This window comes from Polaromonas sp. OV174 (genome assembly GCF_900112285.1).
Classification (GTDB): Bacteria; Pseudomonadota; Gammaproteobacteria; order Burkholderiales; family Burkholderiaceae_C; genus Polaromonas.
Genome location: NZ_FOKZ01000029.1, coordinates 1 through 19,938, shown reverse-complemented (window position 1 = coordinate 19,938; position 19,938 = coordinate 1). Strand labels below are relative to the sequence as shown.

Annotated in this window: 23 protein-coding genes and 1 pseudogene; 15 read left to right on the top strand and 9 right to left on the bottom strand. The window is 61.8% G+C overall.

Translation table 11 applies throughout. The features are described 5' to 3' along the window. Window positions 1–99 precede the first annotated feature (99 nt). Together BM160_RS19320 and BM160_RS19315 are read left to right on the top strand one after the other, a co-directional pair. Complete coding sequence (locus tag BM160_RS19320; protein WP_092007816.1) at window positions 100–1,128, top strand: sulfate ABC transporter substrate-binding protein; 1,029 nt, start codon at window positions 100–102, stop codon at window positions 1,126–1,128. Window positions 1,129–1,337: 209 nt separating this feature from the next. Continuing rightward, the gene (locus tag BM160_RS19315) at window positions 1,338–1,553 is read left to right on the top strand and encodes a TOBE domain-containing protein (protein ID WP_092007800.1); all 216 of its coding nucleotides are present in this window, start codon (window positions 1,338–1,340) and stop codon (window positions 1,551–1,553) included. Between the two features lie 15 nt (window positions 1,554–1,568). Here BM160_RS19315 and BM160_RS19310 read toward each other — a convergent pair whose 3' ends face one another. Genes BM160_RS19310 through BM160_RS19295 form a run of 4 tightly spaced genes read right to left on the bottom strand, consistent with a single transcriptional unit; the run spans window position 1,569 to window position 5,415 of the window. Continuing rightward, the gene (locus tag BM160_RS19310) at window positions 1,569–2,093 is read right to left on the bottom strand and encodes a gamma carbonic anhydrase family protein (protein WP_092007799.1); all 525 of its coding nucleotides are present in this window, start codon (window positions 2,091–2,093) and stop codon (window positions 1,569–1,571) included. Between the two features lie 38 nt (window positions 2,094–2,131). Continuing rightward, window positions 2,132–3,151 (bottom strand): Bug family tripartite tricarboxylate transporter substrate binding protein, encoded by a 1,020-nt coding sequence (locus BM160_RS19305; protein ID WP_092007798.1) that lies wholly within the window; start codon window positions 3,149–3,151, stop codon window positions 2,132–2,134. Between the two features lie 49 nt (window positions 3,152–3,200). After that, on the bottom strand, window positions 3,201–4,412 hold the full coding sequence (locus tag BM160_RS19300) for a CaiB/BaiF CoA transferase family protein (RefSeq protein WP_092007797.1): 1,212 nt from the start codon (window positions 4,410–4,412) through the stop codon (window positions 3,201–3,203). 25 nt (window positions 4,413–4,437) lie between these two features. Continuing rightward, a complete protein-coding gene (locus BM160_RS19295; protein WP_092007796.1) occupies window positions 4,438–5,415 on the bottom strand; it encodes a hydroxymethylglutaryl-CoA lyase in 978 nt (325 codons plus the stop codon). Between the two features lie 152 nt (window positions 5,416–5,567). On the opposite strand from BM160_RS19295, the gene BM160_RS19290 reads away from it, so the two are divergent. From BM160_RS19290 to BM160_RS19270, 5 genes are all read left to right on the top strand, one after another. Further along, window positions 5,568–6,473 (top strand): LysR family transcriptional regulator, encoded by a 906-nt coding sequence (locus BM160_RS19290; RefSeq protein ID WP_092007795.1) that lies wholly within the window; start codon window positions 5,568–5,570, stop codon window positions 6,471–6,473. A gap of 320 nt (window positions 6,474–6,793) precedes the next feature. Beyond that, a complete protein-coding gene (locus tag BM160_RS19285) occupies window positions 6,794–7,171 on the top strand; it encodes a hypothetical protein (protein WP_092007794.1) in 378 nt (125 codons plus the stop codon). Next, window positions 7,158–7,403 (top strand): hypothetical protein, encoded by a 246-nt coding sequence (locus tag BM160_RS19280; protein WP_092007793.1) that lies wholly within the window; start codon window positions 7,158–7,160, stop codon window positions 7,401–7,403. Before BM160_RS19285 ends, BM160_RS19280 begins: the two co-directional genes overlap by 14 nt. 123 nt (window positions 7,404–7,526) lie before the next feature. Beyond that, the gene (locus BM160_RS19275; RefSeq protein WP_092007792.1) at window positions 7,527–8,075 is read left to right on the top strand and encodes a DsbA family protein; all 549 of its coding nucleotides are present in this window, start codon (window positions 7,527–7,529) and stop codon (window positions 8,073–8,075) included. Window positions 8,076–8,206: 131 nt separating this feature from the next. Continuing rightward, on the top strand, window positions 8,207–8,533 hold the full coding sequence (locus BM160_RS19270; protein ID WP_092007791.1) for a DUF6172 family protein: 327 nt from the start codon (window positions 8,207–8,209) through the stop codon (window positions 8,531–8,533). A gap of 42 nt (window positions 8,534–8,575) precedes the next feature. Here the strand turns inward: BM160_RS19270 and BM160_RS19265 are convergent, their stop codons facing one another. The 3 genes and pseudogenes from BM160_RS19265 to BM160_RS19260 all read right to left on the bottom strand — a co-directional run bounded on the left by BM160_RS19265 (window position 8,576) and on the right by BM160_RS19260 (window position 10,702). Further along, entirely contained in the window at window positions 8,576–9,844 is a 1,269-nt protein-coding gene (locus BM160_RS19265) for a DEAD/DEAH box helicase (protein WP_092007790.1), read from the bottom strand. Window positions 9,845–10,086: 242 nt separating this feature from the next. After that, window positions 10,087–10,203, bottom strand: a pseudogene (locus tag BM160_RS22400) (aquaporin); the annotation flags it as partial. A 76-nt stretch (window positions 10,204–10,279) separates the two neighbouring features. Further along, window positions 10,280–10,702 (bottom strand): VOC family protein, encoded by a 423-nt coding sequence (locus BM160_RS19260; RefSeq protein WP_092007789.1) that lies wholly within the window; start codon window positions 10,700–10,702, stop codon window positions 10,280–10,282. Between the two features lie 196 nt (window positions 10,703–10,898). Here BM160_RS19260 and BM160_RS19255 point away from each other — a divergent pair, with 196 nt between their 5' ends. The 5 genes from BM160_RS19255 (at window position 10,899) to BM160_RS19235 (ending at window position 15,503) form a co-directional block, all read left to right on the top strand. Beyond that, on the top strand, window positions 10,899–11,954 hold the full coding sequence (locus tag BM160_RS19255) for a methionine ABC transporter ATP-binding protein (protein WP_092007788.1): 1,056 nt from the start codon (window positions 10,899–10,901) through the stop codon (window positions 11,952–11,954). A gap of 3 nt (window positions 11,955–11,957) precedes the next feature. Then, window positions 11,958–12,623 carry a methionine ABC transporter permease gene (locus tag BM160_RS19250; RefSeq protein WP_092007787.1) on the top strand — a complete coding sequence of 222 codons (666 nt, stop codon included), beginning with the start codon at window positions 11,958–11,960 and terminating at the stop codon, window positions 12,621–12,623. 97 nt (window positions 12,624–12,720) lie between these two features. Further along, window positions 12,721–13,812 (top strand): DUF6817 domain-containing protein, encoded by a 1,092-nt coding sequence (locus BM160_RS22695; protein WP_092007786.1) that lies wholly within the window; start codon window positions 12,721–12,723, stop codon window positions 13,810–13,812. Between the two features lie 50 nt (window positions 13,813–13,862). After that, window positions 13,863–14,654, top strand: coding sequence for a MetQ/NlpA family ABC transporter substrate-binding protein (locus BM160_RS19240; RefSeq protein ID WP_092007785.1), 792 nt, complete (start codon window positions 13,863–13,865; stop codon window positions 14,652–14,654). A gap of 147 nt (window positions 14,655–14,801) precedes the next feature. After that, the gene (locus BM160_RS19235) at window positions 14,802–15,503 is read left to right on the top strand and encodes a VIT1/CCC1 transporter family protein (RefSeq protein WP_092007784.1); all 702 of its coding nucleotides are present in this window, start codon (window positions 14,802–14,804) and stop codon (window positions 15,501–15,503) included. Between the two features lie 46 nt (window positions 15,504–15,549). Here BM160_RS19235 and BM160_RS19230 read toward each other — a convergent pair whose 3' ends face one another. Then, a complete protein-coding gene (locus tag BM160_RS19230; RefSeq protein WP_092007783.1) occupies window positions 15,550–17,025 on the bottom strand; it encodes an RNB domain-containing ribonuclease in 1,476 nt (491 codons plus the stop codon). Between the two features lie 135 nt (window positions 17,026–17,160). On the opposite strand from BM160_RS19230, the gene BM160_RS19225 reads away from it, so the two are divergent. After that, on the top strand, window positions 17,161–17,709 hold the full coding sequence (locus BM160_RS19225; protein WP_092007782.1) for an NADPH-dependent FMN reductase: 549 nt from the start codon (window positions 17,161–17,163) through the stop codon (window positions 17,707–17,709). 90 nt (window positions 17,710–17,799) lie between these two features. Here the strand turns inward: BM160_RS19225 and BM160_RS19220 are convergent, their stop codons facing one another. After that, the gene (locus BM160_RS19220; RefSeq protein ID WP_092007781.1) at window positions 17,800–18,450 is read right to left on the bottom strand and encodes an FMN-dependent NADH-azoreductase; all 651 of its coding nucleotides are present in this window, start codon (window positions 18,448–18,450) and stop codon (window positions 17,800–17,802) included. 155 nt (window positions 18,451–18,605) lie between these two features. Between BM160_RS19220 and BM160_RS19215 the strand changes: the two genes are divergently transcribed. Further along, window positions 18,606–19,514 carry a LysR family transcriptional regulator gene (locus BM160_RS19215; RefSeq protein WP_092007780.1) on the top strand — a complete coding sequence of 303 codons (909 nt, stop codon included), beginning with the start codon at window positions 18,606–18,608 and terminating at the stop codon, window positions 19,512–19,514. A 173-nt stretch (window positions 19,515–19,687) separates the two neighbouring features. Further along, window positions 19,688–19,938, top strand: a 251-nt coding sequence (locus tag BM160_RS19210) for a transposase (protein ID WP_177219078.1), incomplete at its 3' end; no start/stop codon positions are given.

The following is a 19,938-nucleotide window of genomic DNA, read 5'->3' as shown; positions in this document are numbered from 1 at the left end:
AATAAAGAACTGAGTTTTTATTCGTTCCAGTTTTCAAGGCTGGCTTTCAGAATCCATTTTGTTCGCATCTAGATGCATTTTTGGAAAAGAAAGCAAACCATGACTTCACGTCGCCATTTTATGAATGTTTCCACCCGTGCCATATTGGCCGTAACGCTGGCAGGGTCAGCTCTTGCCAGCTGGGCCCAGCAGTTGCCGCCGGTGACGCTGCTCAATGTGTCTTATGACCCGACCCGCGAGCTTTATGTGGAGTACAACGCGGCCTTCGCCAAGCACTGGAAGGCCAAGACCGGCCAGGACGTGAGCATCAAACAGTCGCATGGCGGCTCCGGCAAACAGGCGCGCTCCGTCATTGACGGCATTGACGCCGACGTGGTGACCCTGGGCCTGGCACCCGACATCGATGCGCTGGTCAAGAACGGCGGCCTGGTCGCCGCGGATTGGCAAAAGCGCCTGCCGCACAATTCCGCGCCCTACACCTCAACGATTATTTTTCTGGTCAAAAAAGGCAATCCCAAGGCCATCAAGGACTGGGATGACCTGATCAAGCCAGGCGTTGCCGTGATCACTCCCAACCCTAAAACCTCGGCGGGCGCCCAGTGGAACTACCTGGCGGGCTGGGAATACGGCAAGCGCAAGTTCGGCAGCGATGCTGCTGCCAAGGACTTCATCGCCAAGCTCTACAAAAATGTGCCGGTGCTAGATACCGGCGCCCGCGGCTCGACCATCACCTTTGCCCAGCGCGCCGTGGGCGATGTGCTGATTGCCTGGGAAAACGAGGCCTTCCTGGTGCTCAAAGAGTTTGGCGCGGAGAAGTTTGAAATCGTCGTGCCCTCCGCCAGCATCGTGGCCGAGCCCACCGTGGCCGTGGTCGACAAGACGGTGGACCGCAAGGGCACACGCAAGGTGGCCCAGGCCTATCTGGAGTATCTGTATTCCGACGAAGGCCAGGACATCGCCGGCAAGCACTACTACCGTCCGACCAGCGAGAAAGCCAGGGCCAAATACGCGAAGCAGTTCCCCAAGCTGACTCTTTTCACCATTGAGCAGGCCTTTGGCGGCTGGGGCAAGGCCAGGGAGCATTTTGTCGATGGCGGCTCTTTTGATCAGATTTACACCAATAAGTAAACCGGTTATCAGCCTGGTCACACCATCTCCGTCCGCGCGAACGCAGCAAGCCGGCAAAGAAATATCACCGAGCGAGCCCGCCTGGCCGGGGACGCCCGTGCATGGCCTACGCTGGGCTATTTGATGCATCAAAAGTGCCTCTAGCCCAATGGCTGCGTGCGCAGGCAGCTATTTATTTCATAGTATTTTTAACCTGAAGGAGTTTTCTCATGTCCATCCAAGCCATCAACGTCCGCAACCAGTTCCGCGGAAAAATCAAGGAAATCATCCGCGGTGACGTGGTTTCCGAAATCGACGTCGAAACGCCCTGGGGCATCGTCACTTCCGTCATCACCACGCGCTCGGTCGACCAGCTGGAGCTGGCCATAGGCAGCGACGTGGTGGCGCTGGTCAAGTCGACGGAAGTGTCGATCGCCAAGCTGTAGCCGCAAGCTTGGGCTTCAGGCTATGCGCTTGAGCTGCGTCTGGTAAAGGCTGGCGCGGCGGGCATAGCCGTCGGCGCTTTCCTGCAGGCGCTGAACGTCCTCATCTGACAATTGACGCACCACCTTGGCTGGCGCGCCAAGGATGAGCGAGCGATCGGGAAACACCTTGCCTTCAGTGACGATGGCGCCGGCGCCCACCAGGCAGTGTTTCCCGATCACCGCGCCATTCAGCACGACGGCCTGAATGCCGATGAGCGAGCCTTCACCGATGCTGCAGCCGTGCAGCATGGCCTGGTGCCCCACGGTCACGTTGGCGCCGAGCGTCAGCGGAAAGTCGCGGTCGGTGTGCAGCACGGCGCCTTCCTGGACATTGCTGGCCTCGCCGATGTGAATCGGCTCGTTGTCCCCGCGCAGCACCGCGCCAAACCAGATGCTCGCCCGCGCGCCCAGGCTGACCTTGCCGATCAGCGTGGCGCCGGGGGCGACGAAGGCGCTGTCCGGGATTGCCGGGGCATCTTCCCCCAACTGGTAAACAGGCATGTCGTGTGTTCCTTGAGTGCGGTGACGGTCAGGTGGCCTTACTGCACTTCCACGCCGCCTTTTTTCACCAGCTGGGCATATTTGGCCAGTTCTGTGCGGAAGTACTGCGCGGCGAATTCCGGGCTGCTGGGGTTGATGGTGTTGCCCTGCTTGAGCATGGCGTCCTTGACCTCGGGCGCGGCATAGGCGGCCACCACGGCGGCGTGGATGCGTTTGACCTCGGCAGGCGGCAGTTTGGCCGGGCCAATCACGGCGAACCAGCCTTCCAGGTTGTAGTTGGGCAGGCCTTGCTCTGCGATGGTGGGGATGTCGGGCGCCGCTGCCGTACGGGCGTTGCCGCCCACGCCGATGGCGCGCAGGGCGCCGCTTTTCAGGTGCGCCTGGATGGAGGGCAGGGCCAGCACGCCGATGTCAACCTGACCGCCTATCAGGTCGGCCACCATGGGGCCCACGCCCTTGTAGGGAATGTGTTTGGCCTTGACCTGGGCTTCGTCGAGAAACATTTGCGCCGCCAGATGCAGGATGGTGCCGTTGCCGGACGAGGCGTAGTTGTAGGCATCGGGTTTTGCCTTGAGCAGCGCCACCAACTCCCTGACGTTGCTGACCGGCAGCTTGGCCGGGTTGACCACCAGCACCATGGGCGTGGTGCCGATGATGGTGATGGGGGTGATGTCGGCAATCGGGTCAAACGGCAGTGATTTGTAGACGCTGGGGTAAATCACATGGTTGTTGGACACCACGCTCAGCGTCATGCCGTCGGGCGCCGACTTGACCAGCGTCGACGTGCCGACGATGCCGCCGGCGCCGGGCTGGTTTTCAATCACCACGGGATGGCCCAGCGCCTTGCCCAGGGCAAGGCTGGCGGCGCGAACTATGGTGTCCACCCCGGAGCCCGCGCCGACTGGCAGGATGAAGCGCACCACCTTGTCGGAGGGCTGGGCCAGCAGGGCCAGCGGCGTGCTCAGGAGCGTACTGCCAAAGGCCAGGGCACCCAGGCCTTGCAGGGTCTGGCGCCGGGTGGTTTGTTTCGTGTTGCGTATGGTCGTTTGGTCTGTCATTTTTTGTCTCCGTCTTGTTGTGGTTAGCTTGCTGAAATCTTGCGGCCGTTCAGCTCACGGCCGCCTGCTGGCGCAAATTTTCGATGTCGCCGGCGCTGTAGCCCAGTCCCGCCAGCAACTCCTGTGTGTGCTCGCCCAGGGTGGGTGGGTGCAGGCGCACGCCCAGGCGCTGGCCCTGCATGGTGATGGGGAACAGCGTGGTCTTGACCGTCTGCCCGGCTTTCGGGCCGTCGGGCAGGCGCACGTCGGCCAAGCCACCGGTGGCCAGCAGGTGCTCGTCGTCGAACAGGTCTTCCGGCTTACGGATGGGGGCAAAGGGCAGGCCGGCTTTTTCCATCAGGCTTGAGAGTTCGGCGGCGCTGCGCGTGGCCAGCCGTTCGGCCAGGTCTTTCAGCAGGGCCGGGCGTACACCTACGCGCTGGTTGTTGGTCGCCAGCGCGGCATCGCCCTTCAGGTCGTCAAAGCCCAGCACGGTGCAAAAGGTCTGCCACTGCGCGTCACTGACGGCGGCCAGAAAAATCTGCTCGCCGCCCTTTACCGTGAACACGTCGTACACCGCCCAGGGGTTGTCGCGCGCCGGCATGGGGGCCGGGTGTTTGCCCGTCATGGCGTACTGCAGCATGTGCTGGCCCATCAGGAACACATTGTTTTCATACAGGGCAGACTGCACCTCCATGCCCTTGCCGCTGATGCCGCGCTGGATCAGTGCACCCAGCGCACCGATGGCGCCAAACAGGCCGCCCATGATGTCGTTGACGCTGGTGCCGGCGCGCAGCGGGTCGCCGGGGCGGCCGGTCATGTAGGCCAGGCCGCCCATCATCTGCACCACCTCATCGAGCGCGGTGCGGTGGTCGTAGGGGCCGGGCAAAAAGCCCTTGTGGCTGACGTAAATCACGCGGGGATTGGCGGCGCTCAGGGTGGCGTAGTCGAGCCCGTATTTGGCCATGGTGCCGGGCTTGAAGTTTTCGGCCACCACATCGGCGCTGGCGCAGAGCTTGCGCGCGACTTCAACGCCCGCCGCATCGTGCAAATCAATGCCTATGCTTTTTTTGTTGCGGTTGAACAGCGGAAAAAATCCCGAGCCGGCGCCCAGCAGGCGGCGGGTGCGGTCGCCGTCAATCGGCTCGACCTTGATCACCTCGGCGCCCATGTCGGCCAGCACCATGCCGCAGGTGGGGCCCATGACCATGTGGGTGAATTCAACGACGCGCAGGCCGGCCAGCGGCTGGGGCGGGTTTGAAGTGGGTTTGTTGTCTTGCATGCTGATTTTTTGGATTTAGAAGGGTTCAGGCGCTAGTGGCCAGCATGGTTTTGGGCAGGCCCGCGCGCCACAGCGTGCCGTGCAGGGCTTCGCCCTCCAGCCAGCCGGCCACCTGGCTACGCAGTGCCATCAGTTTGTCGAAGTCAATGCCGGTATCTATGCCCATGCTGGCAAACATATAGGCCAGGTCTTCGCTGGCCACATTGCCGCTGGCGCCGGGCGCGTGCGGGCAGCCGCCTATGCCGGCCAGGCAGGCGTCAAAGCGCGTGATGCCGGTTTGCAATGCGGCATAGACATTGGCCAGTCCCAAGCCGCGGGTGTCGTGGAAGTGGCCGCAGTTCAGCCGCTCCCCGGCGATGGGCAGGGCCAGCTCAAACAGCTGACGCACCATTTCCGGATCGGCATAACCCACGGTGTCGGCCAGGCCGACGCAGTCGGCGCCGGCGTCCAGCACCGCTTGCAGCAGCCGCAGCACCTCGGCGGGCGCTACCCGGCCTTGCAGCGTGCAGCCAAAGGCGGTGCTAAAGCCGACCTCAATCACAATCTTCGAGCCCGAGGCATCGCGCGCGGCGCGTATGCGGCCTATCTCAGCGACCACTTCATCCGGCGTCTTGCGCAAATTGGCCAGGCTGTGGGCGTGGCTGGCCGAGATGGGCAGCAGCATCAGGTCGGCGCCCGATTCGATGGCGCGTTCGGCGCCTTTCAGGTTGGGCACCAGCACCGACGTGACCAGGCCGGGCAGGGTTTTGGCAAAAGCCGCCAGCTCGGCGGTATCAGCCAGTTGCGGCAGTAGGCGTGCCGGCACAAACGAGCCGACCTCGATTTCACGCTGGCCGGCTTCGTAAGCGCCTTGGATCCACGCCAGCTTGTGGGCGGTAGGCATGACGGCGGCAATGCTTTGCAGCCCGTCGCGCAAGCCCACTTCGCGAATGCTGGCTTGCCTGGGCAGGAATGGCCTGGGGGCGCTTTGTCCCGTGACTGAGGCCGGGACGGCTGAAGGCATGCTCACTGAAGTCTCCTTATTGAAATTTGGCCTTGAGTTTAGAATTTCCCAAATGATTTCGATAATCAATTTTGGAAGTGGTGTCGTTCCATTTGGGAATGTCTAATGCGTGATGAAACGCGGCAAGTTGCTCGTTTGGCAGGAGTTGTCCCATGAGAGACCTGGATATGACCACGCTGCGGCTGTTTGCCGCGGTGTGCGAGACGCGCAGCATCGCCCGGGCCGCCGAGCAGGCCAATATCGTTGGCTCGGCCATCAGCAAGCGGCTGGCGCAACTGGAGGACACGGTGGGAACACCGTTGCTGCTGCGCCGGCGGCGCGGTGTAGAGCCCACGCCGGCCGGCGAGAGCCTGCTGGAGCACGCGCGCACCATGCTGGCCAGCGCCGAGCGCATAGAGCGCGACATGGCGGCCTATGCGCAGGGCGTGCGCGGCCAGGTGCGCATCCTGGCCACGGCCTCGGTCATGGCCGAGTCGCTGGCCGATGATGTGGCGGCCTTTTTGCAGGTGCCGGCGCACCACGATATTCAGGTGGACATGGAAGAGCGCATCAGCCCCGACGTGGTGCGTGGCATCAGGGAAGGCGTGGCCTCGGTCGGCATCTGCTGGGATGCCGCCGACTTGCGGGGCTTGCAGTCGTGCAGCTACCGCAGCGATCACCTGGCCATCGTGGTCCATCCCTCGCATCCGCTGGCCGCGCATGAAACCCTGAGCCTGGAGCAGACGCTGGACTATGAGCATGTCAGCCTGCCGGTGAGCAGCGCCGTGCAGGTGCTGCTGCAGCGGGCGGCCGCGCTCAAGGGCAAGGTCATCGTGCACCGCGTGATTGTTTCCAATTTCGAGGCTGCCATGCGGGTGGTGCGCGCCAACCTGGCCATCAGCGTGGTGCCGCGCGAAGTCGCCGAACCTTATGCCGCCACCTACGGTCTGTGCGTGCTGCCGCTGCTGGAGCCTTGGGCCAAGCGCCGCTTTGCCATCTGCTACCGGGATGAGTCCGGCTTGTCGGCCGCCGCCCAGCTGCTGGTCAGGCATCTGGCCGCTCGGGCCGGGGCGATCTGAGCCGGTGGGATGTGTCAACTGGTTTAATGTTTGCTATAAAATAAGGAGCAATAATTGGCCTATGTCAAAGGGCTGTAGCCGGTTTTTGCTTTAAATCAGGGCTTGGGGATGTCAGCCTTGGTGGCATGAAAGACCTTTTGAAAAATTTGGGTAGTGACTTGGCGCAGTTTTAACGGTAAAATACGTCTCCAACCCACGGCAGACAGGCGCTATTAGCTATAAAAAAAATAGCAATTTAGGCTTGCCAGGATTCGACCGCAAGGCGGCTTCTGTGCCCGTAAAGCGCTTGTATTTGGGGAAGGAAGCCCCAAATTCTCCCCATGAATGCCATCAAACCCCACCCCCACAAAACCGATCTGACCGTGACTCACGTGCTGGCCGAGCTGCTTGAGCGGCTGGAGTGCAGCGTCGAGCCGGTCGGCGCCGAGCAGTACCGCTCTGTGGTGCTGCATCTGCTTGATGAGCTGGGTGAGGTGGAGCCTGGAGCGGCGCTGGGCGCCTTGCTCGATAGCCATCCGGCTGCCGCCGAGTTGTATGAAAATGTTAACTATCAGTATGCCGGGCTTTGCCGCTCGGCACTGGACGCTTCGCTTGCCGCGGAGCAACAGGCCAAAGAAATTCTGGACCGGGCGATGAGCCTGGCCAAGAACCGTTCAATAAACCAAACCAAGGAAGATCCCAACCATGGCAAGAGCTGACGCCAAAACCGCTGTCCTCGCTGACGGCCTGCGCTACAAGTCCAAGGTGTCGGGCTCACCGTTCGCTGCCACCACGTCTTTTGGTGCTGCCACCATGTCGTGCTTCATGTGCGGCAAGCATAGGGCCCGCTCCCAGATGGGGACGCGAAAAGTGCTGGGCAAATCCCAGGCCGTGTGCGCACCCTCCTGCAAGGCGCTTGATGAGGCGCTGCTGGAAAACGCGGCAGGCTGATCGCGTCAGTCGGGTGGCCTGCCGATCTGCTTGACGCATTGCTCACAATGCGTCAAGCGGTGCATACTTTGCTGATTGCCCTTGTGTGCTCAGTGAATGCATTGTTGAAAGGGGATCATCATCATGACTGCCCACGCCAAGCTGGACGCGCTGCTATTGCCTGACGAGGCCATTGACCATATTCGCGGCCGCTCTTCTGCGCCTGTCACCCTGATCGAGTACGGGGATTTTGAATGTCCGGCCAGCTTTCAGGCCCGCGCGGCGTTGAATGTGATGCTCCCGCATTTCGATCACCAGGTGCGCTTTGTCTTTCGCCATTTTCCGCTGCAAGCACTGCATCCCCATGCCGAGCTGGCGGCCGAGGCGGCGGAAGCCGCAGGCGCCCAGGGCAAATTCTGGCCCATGTACGAATTGCTGTTTACGCATCAGCAGCATCTCAAGGAAAAGCATTTGTTCGACTACGCCGGCCAGATCGGTCTGGACATACCGCGTTACCAGAACGAAATGAATGACCATGTTTACCGGCAAAGAGTGCAGGAACACAAGCAGGGCGGCTATTTACTGGGCGTGCGCGCGACGCCGGCGTTTTTTATCAATGACAGGCGCGTTGATGTGTCGCCCGGCCTGCAGCACCTGCACGAGGCCATAGACCGAGCGCTGCTGGCGGCCTGAACGGCCCGCTAATTTTCACCCGATTACCTTGTGCGATGCGGGGCCGTCCAGGCCCGATAATCGAGCGCTTCCGAATCGCGTCTGCCATGACACGGTATCGCACCCAACAAAAGACCCAACCAGGAAACCCCGTGAGAAGAACATACCAATTGAATATTGAAGGCAAGAACCGTGACCGCTTGCTCGATGCCAGCAAACACGATATCCGCAAGTATGTCAAAAGAGAGCGCAGCCGGCCTTTGCCTGAAGGCGTGGACTACTGGGACTTTGATTGTAAATTCGGCAGCAACGAAGCCACCGCCTCGGTGGTTCACTTTGCCACTCTGATGGGCTTGATCGACTCGGTGGCCGCAGAAGGCGGCGAGCAGTTTTATGTGGAAGTCGTCACCAAGCATGGTTTGCGCACAGCCAAGCCGCGCGCTGCTGACAACGCCGACGACATGGATGACGAAGAGTAAATGACAGCGCAGCGCGGCGGCTAGTCGCCGTGCCGCCGCTCTTTACTCGCGCTCCGCTGCTGCTGCTGCTGCTGCTGCGCGCAGCTTGTCCTTCTTGCTCGGACGCTTGCCCTTGATGCCGCCATTTGACAGAGGATCGGCGGCATTGACGGGCTGAGTTTCAAGCGCTTCAAAACCGGCGATTTGCTCTCGCGCCACACTCAGGCCTTGGCGCTTTTCGATCAGCCGGAAATGCGCTTCAGTGCTGGCACTGACAAAACTGATGGCCATGCCGCTCTCGCCAGCGCGGCCGGTGCGGCCAATGCGGTGCGTATAGTCGACGGCAGAGCGCGGCAGGTCGTAGTTCACCACCACAGACATCTGGGCAATGTCTATGCCCCGGGCCGCAACGTCGGTGGCTACCACCACTTGCACGGCCTTGGCCTTGAAATCCTGCAAGACCTGGGTACGTTTGCCCTGGCTCAGCTCGCCGTGAAAGGGCTCGGCTTCGATGTCGGCCTTGCGCAGCTTGTCGGCCACAATTTCGGCGGCGTGTTTGGTGGCGACAAACACCAACACGCGTTCCCACTTTTCGGTTTGCACCAGATGGCGCAGCAACTGGGTGCGCCTGGGGGGATCGACTTCAATGGCGCGCTGAACGATATCGGGTGCCGCCTGCGGCGTTGCCGCGACTTCAATGCGCAGAGGCGCGCTCAGCAGGCTTTGGGCCAGCGCTTCAATGGCCGGCGGAAACGTGGCCGAGAAAAACAGGGTCTGGCGCTGTACTGGCAGCATTCCAAGAATGCGGCCCAGTTCCTCGCCAAAGCCCAGGTCCAGCAGACGGTCGGCTTCGTCCAGCACCAGCGTGTTCACACTGCCGAGGTTCAGCGCGTTATGGTCTATCAAGTCCAGCAGCCGCCCCGGCGTCGCGACCATGATGTCGGCGCCGCTGCGTAAATTCATCATTTGCGGGTTGATAGAGACGCCACCAAACACTACGGCCACCTTGATCCGCTGCGGCAGGTACTTGCCCAGGGTGACCATGACTTCGCCCACCTGGGCCGCCAACTCGCGTGTAGGTACCAGGATCAAGGCGCGAACTCGGCGTGTCCCGCTGACGGGTGCCTCAGACAGTTGCTGCAGCAAGGGCAGGGCAAAGGCCGCCGTTTTGCCGGAGCCGGTTTGGGCCGAGGCCAACACATCGCGCCCCTGCAGAATCGCCGGAATCGCCGCCGTCTGAATGGCGGTGGGCCTGAGGTAGTCTTTTTCGGCCAGGCTACGCAGCAAGGCGGGCAAGATGGCGGGGGAAAAACCCAGTGAGGTAAATGGCATGAAGAGGCTTAAGGGGGCGGTAAAAGGTGGACGGGTCGCTCTGGATGGCGACTGAGGGGCGACATGTGCGTGAAATGACGCCTGGATGACGATGGTTTTGGGGGCGATGCGCTGTCGCCCAACCCCGCAAGTTTAAGCCCTGGGGCCATTCCCTGGCGTTGGCGGGTCATGGCGGGTTCGGTGGGCAGCGGCCTTGGCCGCTGATTTTCTTCAGTCTTCGGTGCCGCCTATGAATTTATAGGCGCCACCCCGAGCAGGCCTATGCCCACGTTGGAAAATGTGGCGGCCAGCACGGCACTGCCGCAACCGCCCAGAACCAGCCAAAAAGTGCCGAAGAATTCCGCCGCATACTTTTTCATACCTGCCTCCTTTGTGTTGTTGGTCGAACGGCCTCAAGGTCAAGGCTTGCGGCTGCTCCCACAGCCTGATCAAGCCTTATTCATTGCTGGTCCACTGGGGGTTCCACACAACCTCCCATAGATGCCGGTCCGGGTCGTGAAAATAGCCGGCATAACCACCCCAAAAAGTGTCGTGAGCCGGCTTGACGATGAGCGCGCCGGCCTTTTTTGCCTGAGCCATGATGGCATCGACCTCGGCTTTGGAGGCCACGTTATGGCCCAGCGTGAATTCGGTGGGGCAGGGGTTTCCTGGGGTGAGGCCGGTATCGTGGGCAATGCTTTGGCGCGGCCACAGGGCCAGCTTTAAACCGGCCTGTAATTCAAAAAAGATCACCGCACCATGTTCAAATTCGGTGCCCACGATGCCTTGTGTGGCAAAACCCAGGCCGTCACGGTAAAACCGGAGCGACTTTTCAAGGTCGTCAACGCCAATCGTGATGACAGTGATGCGTGGTTTCATGCTCGGGCAGTTTTCCTGATATCCAGCGCAAGCACAAGCCCGTCCGTAAGCTGACCAAGAAATCACTACTTAATCATCTAATCAATTTATTTAATATTCTTTTGGGTTTTGTTGAAATTGATTTAAATTCCTTAGCTGTTCCAAAAAAGAGCCCAGTACCGTTTTCACAAGAAACCAGTGGCCACAAGAAGTTTTCATGATTGAGCTCAAGAGTATTTTTCAAACCTACAAGGGCCCCACAGGCCCGGTCGAGGCCCTGAGGGGCATAGATCTTCAGATCAAACCAGGCGAGGTGTTCGGCATCATTGGCCGCAGCGGTGCGGGCAAAAGCTCGCTGGTGCGCGTGATCAACCTGCTGAACCGGCCCACCGCCGGCCAGGTGCTGGTGGATGGGCGTGAACTGACCGCTCTGGACGAGGACGCACTGCGTGTGGCACGGCGCGATATCGGCATGGTGTTCCAGCATTTCAACCTGCTGTCCTCGCGCACGGTGTATGACAACGTGGCCCTGCCGCTGGAGATTGCCGGCCTGTCCGCGTCCGATATCAAGGCGCGCGTCGAACCCTTGCTCGATCTGGTGGGCCTGGCGACGTTGCGCGATCGCTACCCGGCCCAGATCAGCGGCGGCCAGAAGCAGCGCGTGGGCATTGCACGGGCGCTGGCGAATCGGCCCAAGGTGCTGTTGTCGGATGAGGCGACCTCGGCGCTCGATCCCGAAACCACGCGTTCCATCCTTGGCCTGCTGCAGCAGATCAACAAGGAGTTCGGCCTGACGATTGTGCTGATCACGCACCAGATGCAGGTGATCAAGCAGGTGGCCGACCGGGTGGCGGTGATTGACGGCGGGCGCATTGTCGAAAGCGGGCCGGTGATCGATGTCTTCACCCGCCCGCAGCACGAAACCACGCGCAGCCTGATCGCCGAGATCGTGCCGCAGGAGCTGCCCGACAGCGTGCTGGCGCGGATTCGCACCTTGATGAGCGCCGAGCACCCCGAAGAAGGGCAGTTGCTGCGCCTGGCCTTTGCCGGCGACGAGTCGGACCGGCCACTGTTGTCGGACGTGATTCGCCGCTTTGGCATAGATTTGTCCATCGTGCATGGCCAGGTCGACGAAATTCAGGGCAAGCCCTTTGGCTCGCTGGCGGTGTTTGCGCGCGGCGCGCGCGAGCAACTCAATGCGGCGGTCGCCCATTTGCGCGGGGCCGGCGTGCATGTAGATCAGGTCAGCGACCTGGCAACGGTAAAGGTTTAAGTCATGTTTGATGCTTTTTCGCCAGCCCTGATCGAGATGTTTGTCGACTCGCTGTGGGAGACCATGGTGATGGTCGCTATTTCCGGCCTGGTGGGTGCGCTCATAGGCATTCCCCTGGGTGTGTTTTTGCGCCTGACCGACGACGGCGGCGTGCTGCACAGCCCGGTCGCCAACCGTGTCGTGGGCGGTATCGTCAACGCCGTGCGTTCCACGCCCTTCATCATCTTGCTGGTGGCCATCATTCCACTGACCCGTTTGCTGACAGGTTCCTCCATAGGCACGGCGGCGGCGGTGGTGCCGCTGACGATTGCGGCTGCGCCCTTCATGGCGCGGCTGGTGGAAACCTCGCTGCGTGAAGTGGATCACGGACTGATAGAAGCGGCGCAGGCCATGGGCGCGACCACGCGGCAAATCGTGTTCAAGGTGCTGCTGCCCGAGGCGCTGCCCGGCATTGTGGCGGGGCTGACGATTTCCTTTGTCAGCCTGACCGGTTATTCGGCCATGGCCGGCGCCATTGGCGGCGGCGGGCTGGGCGACCTGGGCATTCGCTATGGCTACCAGCGCTTTTTGCCGGAAGTGATGCTGGCCGTGGTGCTGGTGCTGATCCTGTTTGTGCAGGCGGTGCAAAGCCTGGGCGACTGGGCCGTGCGCCGACTCAGTCACCGCTGATAATTGCTATATATTTGGTAGCTGTGAGCGCTTTCTGTATAAGCGCTAGAGGCCTATTTTGTGTGTGTAATGGTGTTCCGACCGAGCTGGAGATAGCGTGACATTGCCCTTTCATACCCTTGACACTACCTTGTTCGCCCGCGCCCAGGCGCTGCTCGATGAGGAGTGGCTGAGCCATGACAGCGATCTGGCGCCCGTGCTGCCCACCGTGCTGGCGCGCAACGTCGGCCAGGACTGGCACAAGGCCGGCACTTTTCGCCACCATCTGGTGGGCGTGGCGCGCGCGCTGACGCTGTGGCAGCAGCCGCGCGACATCCGCCTGCTGGGCCTGCTGCACAGCGTTTATGGCAACGCCTTTGTCGATCTGGTCAAGTTTGATCCGGCCAGCGAACGCGCCCGCCTGCAGGCGCTGGTGGGCGAGTCGGCCGAGCACCTGGTTTATCTGTTTTGCACCATGTCGCGCACGCAGTTTGTGCAGCGCGTACTGGATGGCGCGCTGGAGACCGACGGCAGCCTGGTGCTGGAAAAAAACGGCCAGCCGCAGCGGCTGACGCCTTCTGAAGTGGCGGCTTTTCTGGTGGTCAGCATGGCCGACACCATAGAGCAGTGGTTTAGCTGGCAGGATGATATTTTTTCGCGCTTCCCGCAAGTGCAGCAAAGGCCGCAGGCCACGCATTGGGCGGCTTCACTGTGGCCAGGGCCGATGCGGCCCTCGGCCCGCATGCTGCATCAGATTTCACGTCTGGCTGACGCGTTGCAGCACCCGGGGCTGAAAGGCCTGCTGCCGCTGCCGCCGGTGTTTGACACTTGTCGCCGCTCGCTGTCGGCGGCCGATGAAGCGGCGGCCGCCTCGCTTTATTGGTCGGTGATCCAGCAAGACATGCCGCTGCTGGACCTCGACGTGGCCACGGCCCTGCTGGAGCAGGCGGTGCGCCACAACCCCTGGGTCGGCGAGCCGCAAATGGTGCTGGCCCAGCTCTATCTGTCGGCCGGCCGCCAGGCCGAGGCACAGGCCGCCGCCGAGAGCGCCTTGCAGTGTTTTAGCGCCTGGGGCTGCTCCTGGGACAAGCGCGTGGCCTGGGACGCCTGGGTGGCCTGGACCCGTATCCTGCTGCAGTCCGCCCAGACCGGGCGCTGGCCCGAACGGCTGGACAAACTGAACAACGTGGCGCTTGCGCCTGGTTTTTGAACCCCGGATTCATTCCGGATTGATTATTTTTTTTCTAAAGAAAGCCTCTCATGAACAAACGCAATGCTCTTAAAAGCGCCATCGCCCTGGCCATCGCCCTGCAAGCCGGCCTGGTGCTGGCCCAGGACAAGCCGCTGAAGATAGGCGTCACCGCCGGCCCACACGCGCAGATTTTCGAGCAGGTCAAAAAAATCGCCGAAAAAGACGGCCTGAAAATCCAGATCGTCGAGTTCAGCGACTACATCCAGCCCAATGCCGCACTGGCCTCCGGCGACCTGGATGCCAACAGCTACCAGCACAAGCCCTTCCTGGACCTGCAGGTGAAAGACCGTGGCTACAAGATCGTCTCGATTGGCTATACCGTCAATTTCCCGATCGGCCTGTACTCCAAAAAAGTCAAAAGCCTGGGTGAGTTGAAGCAGGGCGCACGCTTTGGCATTCCCAACGATCCGACCAACGGCGGCCGCGTGCTGCTGCTGCTGCAGGAAAAAGGCCTGATCAAGCTCAAGCCCGAGGCCGGCCTCAAAGCCACGCCGCTGGACGTGATCGACAACCCCAAGAAGATCAAGTTCGTCGAGCTCGAAGCGGCGCAGCTGCCGCGTTCGCTGGATGACCTGGATGCCTCGGCCGTCAATACCAACTTCGCGCTGTCAGCAGGCCTGAACCCCAAGGACGCGATTGCCCAAGAGTCGTCCAAGTCGCCATACGCGAATTTGCTGGCCGTGCGTGAAGCCGACAAGGACAAGCCTTGGGTTGCCAAGCTGCTCAAGGCCTACCACTCCGAAGAAATCCGCAAGTTCATTCAGACCGAGTTCAAGGGCTCGGTGCAGGCCGCTTTCTAAACGCCAATCACCCGTCGCCGAGGCGGCGGGTGATTGGGTGATGGATTTCGCCCCTTGTTAGTGATGATTTAGGGCGCTAGCCCAATCACCGCGGGCGCAAGAAGCTATTGATTGGATAGCAAAATCACTGGCTGCAAAGGCCCACTCATGAGAATCCTTCACCGCCACGCCGAACGCCATCGTACCGACCGCATAGGCTGGCTGCGCGCAGCCGTGCTGGGCGCCAACGACGGCATTGTCTCCACCGCCAGTCTGGTGCTGGGCGTTGCGGCGGCCGGCTCCAGCCAGCAGGGCATTCTGGTGGCCGGCATTGCCGGCCTGATGGCGGGGGCGATGTCGATGGCGGCGGGCGAATATGTCTCTGTGCATTCCCAGGCCGATACCGAAAATGCTGATCTGGCGCGCGAGCGCGGCGAAATCGAGGCCGATCCGGCCGCGGAAAAACGTGAGCTGACCGCCATTTATATTGCCCGCGGACTGACGCCGGAGCTGGCACAGCAGGTGGCCGGCCAACTGATGGCGCACGACGCGCTGGGCGCGCATGCGCGCGACGAGCTTGGAATTTCCGACACCTGGAGCGCGCGGCCGGTTCAGGCCGCACTGGCGTCAGCCGCGAGCTTTGCCATGGGGGCGCTGCTGCCCTTGTCCGTCACCGTCTTGGTGCCCGTGCCGATTCTGATTCCCTGGGTGAGCGCCAGCTCGCTGGTGTTTCTGGCGGTGCTGGGTGCCATGGCGGCCCGGGCCGGCGGTGCCGGCATGCTGACGGGGGCTTGGCGGGTCTGCTTCTGGGGTGCGCTGGCCATGGCCATCACCGCGGCGGTAGGCGCACTGTTTGGCGCGGTGGTTTGAAGTCGACAAGGCCGAGAAACTATGGCGGCGCTGGCACCGGGCTATGTTAGTGGGTCTGCACGAAGTCGATAAAGCCGCGCTCTACATCGGTGCTGATGAGTTTGACCCGGATTTTTTCGCCCACCCTGAGGCTGACCGAGGCCTCCATCAGCTTGCCTTCGGCGGGCGGTGAGAAAGTGCGGACCCAGACGCCTTTGTCGGAGCTGCCGGTCACGATGGCGTCAAAGTACTGGCCGACACGGGATTCCAGCAGCAGCGCCGCCTCGGACTTGCGCAGCTGCCGCTCCACTTTTTGGGCGGCGTTTTCCTGCAGGGTGCAGTGTTCGGCCAATGCGCTCAGCTCGGCCTGGTTGTAGGGCGCTGGCTGGTGGCTCAGCGCGGCCTTCACCATGCGTGAAGTGATCAGGTCGGGGTAGCGCCGGTTGGGTGCGGTGGAGTGCGTGTAGTCGCGCACTGCCAGGCCAAAGTGGCCTATGGGCGTAGCGCCTGGAGCTTCCACCACATACTCGCCCGAGCCCATGAGCTTGATGATGACCAGCGACAAATCGGGAAAGCGCAAGGGGTCGGCCTTGTGGCGTTTGGCCAGAAAGGCCGCGAGTGCCATGGAGTCGGGCTGGTCCGGCAGTGTTTCGCCGTAGTCTTTGGCCACCGCGACGATGCGCAGCCAGCGCTCTGGCGAGCGCACCACGCGGCGCAGCGAGGCCCCGCCCCGTTGCTCCAGAAAATGCGCCATGCAGCCATTGGTGGCGATCATGACTTCCTCGATCAGCTGGCGTGCGCGGTTATGCACCTGTTGCTGGATCCCGACCACTTTTTCCCCTTCGAACAGGGCACGCGGCTGAAAGGTTTCGAACTCCAGCGAGCCCTGTTCGTGTCGGCGCTGGCGCAGCTGCTGGGCCAGCGCGTCCTGTGTGCGCAGTTGCTCCTCCATGCCGGGAACGGCCGCTGCCGCCGCGGGCAGCGCGCCTTCGCCAACTATCCAGGCGGCAACGGCGTCATAGGCCAGCTTGGCCTGATTGCGCACCAGGGCCCGGTAGACGCTGGAGCCGGTCAGCGTGGCATCGGCACTGAACACCATCTCGCTCACCAGCGCCAGCCGGTCCTCGTGGGCGTTGAGCGAACTCAGGTCGGTCGACAGGCGCTCGGGCAGCATGGGAAAAATACGTGCCGAGGTGTAGACCGAAGTCGTGTTCATGTGGGCATGATCGTCAATAGGCGTTCCCTTCTTGACCAGCGCATCCACGTCGGCAATGGCCACTCGCAGCCGGACGGCGCCCTGGGGCAGCGGCTCGGACACGGTGAGCTGATCCAGATCGAGGGAATCGTCGTTGTCTATGGAGCACCAGAGCAGTTGGGTCAGGTCCTTGATCTCCGGGCCAGTCTCAAGGCCGGAGCCCGTGATGGCGGCCAGTTGCTGCTTGACGCGCTCCGAGAATTCGGGCTCCAGACCGTGCTCTGTCATGGCAGCGGTGGCGATGCGTACAAGGTCGGAGCGCTGATGGGTGTGGTCTGGGTGCGGCATCGGCTCACTATACGCCGCAGTTGCTCTGGCGACGAGTCCTGCTGCGTGAGCGCTGGCACGATCTCAAAGTGCTTTGCATAATGGGGTCGCCGCCGTTTTTCATTCAACCCTTAACTCTATTTTCTGGAGCAACCCATGGCCCAATACAACATCGCCGTCGTCGTTGGCAGTCTGCGCAAGGATTCTTTCAACAAAAAGCTGGCCAAGGCGCTGGAAAAGCTCTTCCCCGCTGATTTCAGCTTTACTCACCTGCGCATTGACGATTTGCCGCTGTACAACCAGGACGATGACGGCAATCCGTCCGAGCCGGTCAAGCGCATCAAGGGTGAAATCGCTGCGGCCCAGGGCCTGTTGTTTGTCACGCCCGAATACAACCGCTCCATTCCCGGTGTGCTGAAAAATGCCATTGACCACGCCTCGCGTCCCTATGGCCAAAGTGCCTGGAATGGCAAGCCGGCCGGTGTGATCGGCACCTCGGTTGGCCCGATTGGTTCGGCCCTGGCGCAGCAGCATCTGCGGAACATTCTGGCCTATCTGAACGTGCCCACCCTGGGCCAGCCTGAAGCCTTCATCCACAACAAGGAAGGCCTGTATGACGCTAACGGCGATATCGGCGAGGCCAGCCGGGAGTTTTTACAGGGCTGGGTGAACCAGTACGTGGCCTGGGTCAAAAAGCACGCTTGAAGCCAGCGCGTCGTCAGCCCCATGAAAAAAGCCCGCGATTGCGGGCTTTTTGGTTGCTGCAGGCCGCAAGGCCTGCGGCCGTTGGCGGACTTAGGCGGCCAGGGCGGTTTGTGCCTGGTTGGCGGCGACCTGGGTTTGCGTCGTGATGTCGACACCGGCGGCGCTCAGCGCGGCGGCCTTGGCAGCTTCGCCCATGGCCAGGCCTTCGGCGCGCACAAAGCGCACGTCGGTGATGCCGAAGAAGCCGAAGACGGTCTTCAAATAGCTTTCCTGGTGTTCCATGGCATTGCCTGCGTCGCTGGTGGAGTAAACACCGCCGCGGGCCGAGGCCACGATCACCGTCTTGCCGCCGGCCAGGCCCACGGGGCCTTTGTCGGTGTATTTGAAGGTACGGCCGACCTGGGCAATGCGGTCAATCCAGGCTTTGAGCTGGCTGGGGATGGCGAAGTTGTAGAAAGGCGCGCCAACCACGATCACATCAGCCGCGAGGAATTGCGATACCAGCGCTTCCGAGACGGCGTTTTCGCGCTGCTGCACTTCGCTCAGCTCAGCGCCTGCGGGCAGGCGAAAGCCCAGGGATTCGGCCGACAGGTGGCTGGGCGCGTCCGCGGCCAGATCCAGATAGCTGACTTCGGTGCCGGGATTGGCGGCGCGCCAGGAGGCGACGATCTGGGCCGTGAGTTGGCGCGAAACCGAGTTGCCGCCAAGAATGCTGGAGTCGATGTGAAGAAGCTTGCTCATGATGGTTTCCTTAATGAATGAATCGGTTTTGGCCGTATTCAGTGCGAATCGCAGCCATGGATAGATTGTGCAAGTGATGCGATTGATTGATAAGTCCGTAAAATTGCGATAGATTGTTCTATCAGTGGGACAGTTGAGATGACAAAGAGGACTTCATGCAAGACTTGAACGACATGCTTTACTTTGCCGAGGTGGTGGAGCGGGGCGGTTTTGCCGCTGCCGGGCGTGCACTGGGTGTGCCCAAGTCGCGCCTGTCACGCCGTGTGGCCGAGCTGGAAGAGCGGCTGGGCGTGCGGCTGTTGCAGCGCACCACGCGCAAGCTCTCGCTCACAGAGGTGGGCGAAATCTACCTGCGCCATTGCAGCGCCATGCGCGATGAAGCCCTGGCGGCGGCCGAGGCGGTGGCGCAGATGCAGGTGGAGCCGCGCGGCACGCTGCGCATCAGCTGCCCGGTGACGCTGGCGCAAAGCACGCTGGGCTATCTGGTTCCCCGCTACATGGCGCTGCATCCGCATGTGAAGCTGGACATGCGGGTCACCAATCGGGTGGTGGACCTGGTGGAGGAGGGCATAGACATCGCGCTGCGTGTGCGGCCCTCGCTGGACGACAGCGGCAGTCTGGTGGTCAAGCAACTGGGTGCGGGCATAGGCCATTTGCTGGCCAGCCCGGCGCAGCTGCGCCGCCAGGGCATACCGGCCAGCCTGGAAGATCTGGCCAGCCTGGATACCGTGGCCATGTCTGCGGTCGATGGCCGCACGGCCTGGCTGCTGGTCGGCCCCGAAGGCCAGGAACACCTGTTTCAGCACCAGCCACGCTATGTGGCAGACGACTTGCAGACGCTCAAGCTGGCGGTGCTGGCTGGCACTGGCATCAGCTTTTTGCCCGAATCCGTGAGCCAGGCCGAGTTGCAAGCCCAATTGCTGGTGCCGGTCTTGCCCGGCTGGGCACCCAAGCCGGGCATGGTGCACGCCGTGTTTCCCTCGCGTCGTGGCCAGGTGCCGGCGGTGCGCAGTTTTCTGGACTTCATGGGCGAACACATGCGGGGTGAGCAGGTGCTGGACTAGTCGTCTTCGCTTTCTCTCTGGCGCCAAGCCGGGATTGGCGCATCAAGTACCGATTTGTGCATGAAATAGCCTGATTAGCGACTTGCCTCAGACCTCCTTGGAACTCCGCGTCAAAGCTTTGCCTCCAACCAACAGGCCCAATGCACCGGGAGGCCAAGGAGAGCGATATGTCCATGAACGCCATCCAATTCCAGCGCGGCCTGTCGCTGGCGCAATTCCATGCACAGTACGGCAGCGAGGAGCAATGCGAGCGAGCCCTGGTGGCCGCCCGCTGGCCCCACGGCTGGCAGTGCGCGCACTGCGGTTGCAAGCGTTTTTTTCTCACGCGCAACGGCAAAGGTCGCCAGCTGTGGGAGTGTTTTATCTGCGGCTACCAGTGCTCCAGCATCGCGGGTACGGTGTTCGAGCACACCAAGCTGCCTTT

What these genes read in the sequence shown, in the direction of transcription:
- BM160_RS19260 (WP_092007789.1), bottom strand. Translation starts at nt 10,702, where the DNA reads ATGAAACCACGCATCACTGTCATCACGATTGGCGTTGACGACCTTGAA.
- BM160_RS19310 (WP_092007799.1), bottom strand. Translation starts at nt 2,093, where the DNA reads ATGCCTGTTTACCAGTTGGGGGAAGATGCCCCGGCAATCCCGGACAGC.
- BM160_RS19265 (WP_092007790.1), bottom strand. Translation starts at nt 9,844, where the DNA reads ATGCCATTTACCTCACTGGGTTTTTCCCCCGCCATCTTGCCCGCCTTG.
- BM160_RS19305 (WP_092007798.1), bottom strand. Translation starts at nt 3,151, where the DNA reads ATGACAGACCAAACGACCATACGCAACACGAAACAAACCACCCGGCGC.
- BM160_RS19290 (WP_092007795.1), top strand. Translation starts at nt 5,568, where the DNA reads ATGAGAGACCTGGATATGACCACGCTGCGGCTGTTTGCCGCGGTGTGC.
- BM160_RS19295 (WP_092007796.1), bottom strand. Translation starts at nt 5,415, where the DNA reads ATGCCTTCAGCCGTCCCGGCCTCAGTCACGGGACAAAGCGCCCCCAGG.
- BM160_RS19215 (WP_092007780.1), top strand. Translation starts at nt 18,606, where the DNA reads ATGCAAGACTTGAACGACATGCTTTACTTTGCCGAGGTGGTGGAGCGG.
- BM160_RS19220 (WP_092007781.1), bottom strand. Translation starts at nt 18,450, where the DNA reads ATGAGCAAGCTTCTTCACATCGACTCCAGCATTCTTGGCGGCAACTCG.
- BM160_RS19255 (WP_092007788.1), top strand. Translation starts at nt 10,899, where the DNA reads ATGATTGAGCTCAAGAGTATTTTTCAAACCTACAAGGGCCCCACAGGC.
- BM160_RS19315 (WP_092007800.1), top strand. Translation starts at nt 1,338, where the DNA reads ATGTCCATCCAAGCCATCAACGTCCGCAACCAGTTCCGCGGAAAAATC.
- BM160_RS19285 (WP_092007794.1), top strand. Translation starts at nt 6,794, where the DNA reads ATGAATGCCATCAAACCCCACCCCCACAAAACCGATCTGACCGTGACT.
- BM160_RS19250 (WP_092007787.1), top strand. Translation starts at nt 11,958, where the DNA reads ATGTTTGATGCTTTTTCGCCAGCCCTGATCGAGATGTTTGTCGACTCG.
- BM160_RS19300 (WP_092007797.1), bottom strand. Translation starts at nt 4,412, where the DNA reads ATGCAAGACAACAAACCCACTTCAAACCCGCCCCAGCCGCTGGCCGGC.
- BM160_RS19275 (WP_092007792.1), top strand. Translation starts at nt 7,527, where the DNA reads ATGACTGCCCACGCCAAGCTGGACGCGCTGCTATTGCCTGACGAGGCC.
- BM160_RS19240 (WP_092007785.1), top strand. Translation starts at nt 13,863, where the DNA reads ATGAACAAACGCAATGCTCTTAAAAGCGCCATCGCCCTGGCCATCGCC.
- BM160_RS19280 (WP_092007793.1), top strand. Translation starts at nt 7,158, where the DNA reads ATGGCAAGAGCTGACGCCAAAACCGCTGTCCTCGCTGACGGCCTGCGC.
- BM160_RS19320 (WP_092007816.1), top strand. Translation starts at nt 100, where the DNA reads ATGACTTCACGTCGCCATTTTATGAATGTTTCCACCCGTGCCATATTG.
- BM160_RS19225 (WP_092007782.1), top strand. Translation starts at nt 17,161, where the DNA reads ATGGCCCAATACAACATCGCCGTCGTCGTTGGCAGTCTGCGCAAGGAT.
- BM160_RS19235 (WP_092007784.1), top strand. Translation starts at nt 14,802, where the DNA reads ATGAGAATCCTTCACCGCCACGCCGAACGCCATCGTACCGACCGCATA.
- BM160_RS19230 (WP_092007783.1), bottom strand. Translation starts at nt 17,025, where the DNA reads ATGCCGCACCCAGACCACACCCATCAGCGCTCCGACCTTGTACGCATC.